Source organism: Alcanivorax sp. HI0044 (genome assembly GCF_001634945.1).
This window is the reverse complement of sequence record NZ_LWEZ01000730.1, coordinates 1-1,691: the sequence shown is the minus strand read 5'-3', so window position 1 is coordinate 1,691 and position 1,691 is coordinate 1. Positions and strand designations below refer to the sequence as shown.

The window sequence follows — 1,691 nt, the reverse complement described above, 5'->3', positions numbered from 1 at the left end:
GCTTTGTATCTATTGCCTTTGGGGTTGTTCTGTCGTTATTGGTACCGGGGCGTCAAAGCGCGTAACCGTGAAGTGCAGGCCTTTGCGTTGTCTGGTGCCCTGGTTGTGGTGGCGTTTATGGGGTTCGGGCTGAGCCAATCCATGCTGCGGGACCCCCGTGGTCTGGCTGGGTTTCTGGGGTTGCTGGTGGCGTGCTGGTGTCTGCTCAAACGAGCGGCTGAGTCTCAGGCCTATGTCGGGTTACGGCCTTCGACCTCTCTGTGCCCTTGGGTAAACACGANCTACGAGTGGATGGTGTGTTTTGTGGTTTGTAGATACCGTCTCTCCCAATGAACCACAACCCCTCTCAAACGGGCTGTGGTTCATATTCTTTCTGGTGCGCCAGCACGCCGTAAGCGATGTGCACCAGTTTTCTCATGGCCGCGCCCAGCGCTGACATCTTTCGTTTGCCTGCAGCACACAGCCGTTGATATTGGCGCCGAATGCTGGGGTTATGCCGCATCGCCACAACGGCACCCATGTATAACTTTTGCCGCAACGCGGGGTCGCCATTCTTCGAGAGCCGCGGCGCGTGCCTGACCGAACTGCCCGAGGTCCACTCCACCGGCACCAGCCCCATGAAGGCCGCCACTTGTCTGCCACTCTTGAAGCGCCTTGATCGTAGTGCCACCAACAAATGCACCGACAGCACCTCGCCAATACCGGGAATACTCTCCAGCAAGCCTCTATCGCGCTTCAGGCCGTCATGGCGATCAATATGCTCATCCACTTCCTTGACCAGTCGTTTGGCCTCCCGTCGCAGCAACGCCAGCACATGCGTAATCGAGTGCTCCGCTTGCGTATCCCGGTTGAACTGCGCCTTTTCTAACCGGTTCTGTTCCCGCTGAATGTCCTTTTGCACCGTCTCCAGCCGTTTCGCCAGCTGCTTGAGGGTCCGCACTTCCTCTGGCTCAGGCTGCCAAGGCGTCAGCTCCGGGTTGGCTAGAGCAAAATGGGCAATGCGTTTGCTGTCTTTCTTGTCACTCTTGCCTTGATCGCCCAGGGAACGGGCGTAGTAGCGCACGCGGGCAGGGTTCAGCACGTAGACCGTCACACCGGCTTGGTGCAACCAGTGCGCCAGGGGTTCGTGATAGATGCCGGTGGCTTCCAGATACACCTGAAGTTCGCCGGGGGACGCGCCGGTTTGTTTGAGCAACCATGACAGCAGCGCGGGATAATGATCGTGGGCATTGGGAAATACCCGGGTTTTTACCTTGCCGGCCTGCGCATCACGCAACCAGCACAGATCGAGCTTTTTCTTACTGACATCAATACCGATGGTAGCCATCTCTCCACTTCTCCTTGTTCGTGCAGCCTCATCCGGTCAACGAAGGGCTCGGATACCGTTCAAGTTTTGAGAGAAATGCTGGCGGGACCTATCTACATCACAGGCTCAGGGCCTCAGGTCGAATACGGGTTGCCCGCCAGCAGTGGCGGAAGGGTAGCAAATCCTTCCGCCGGAGAGACACAAGGTCGTATTTACCCAAGGGCACAGAGAGGCCGAAGGCCGTAATCCGACAAACCCATGCTCAGGATACCCCACCAAGGCTCTCAGGCTGCGCCTCAACCTTGCGCCGGTAATACCCGGCCAGGAACGCCCCGCAAAGAATCTGGATCTGGTTGTAGCACATGATCGGCAGCACGATCATGCC

Annotated in this window: 1 protein-coding gene; it reads right to left on the bottom strand. The window is 57.8% G+C overall.

Annotated features, from left to right (window positions below; all coding sequences use genetic code 11):
• Nucleotides 1-346 precede the first annotated feature (346 nt).
• The gene (locus A3730_RS08755; protein WP_063519022.1) at nucleotides 347-1,327 is read right to left on the bottom strand and encodes an IS110 family transposase; all 981 of its coding nucleotides are present in this window, start codon (nucleotides 1,325-1,327) and stop codon (nucleotides 347-349) included.
• Nucleotides 1,328-1,691 lie beyond the last annotated feature (364 nt).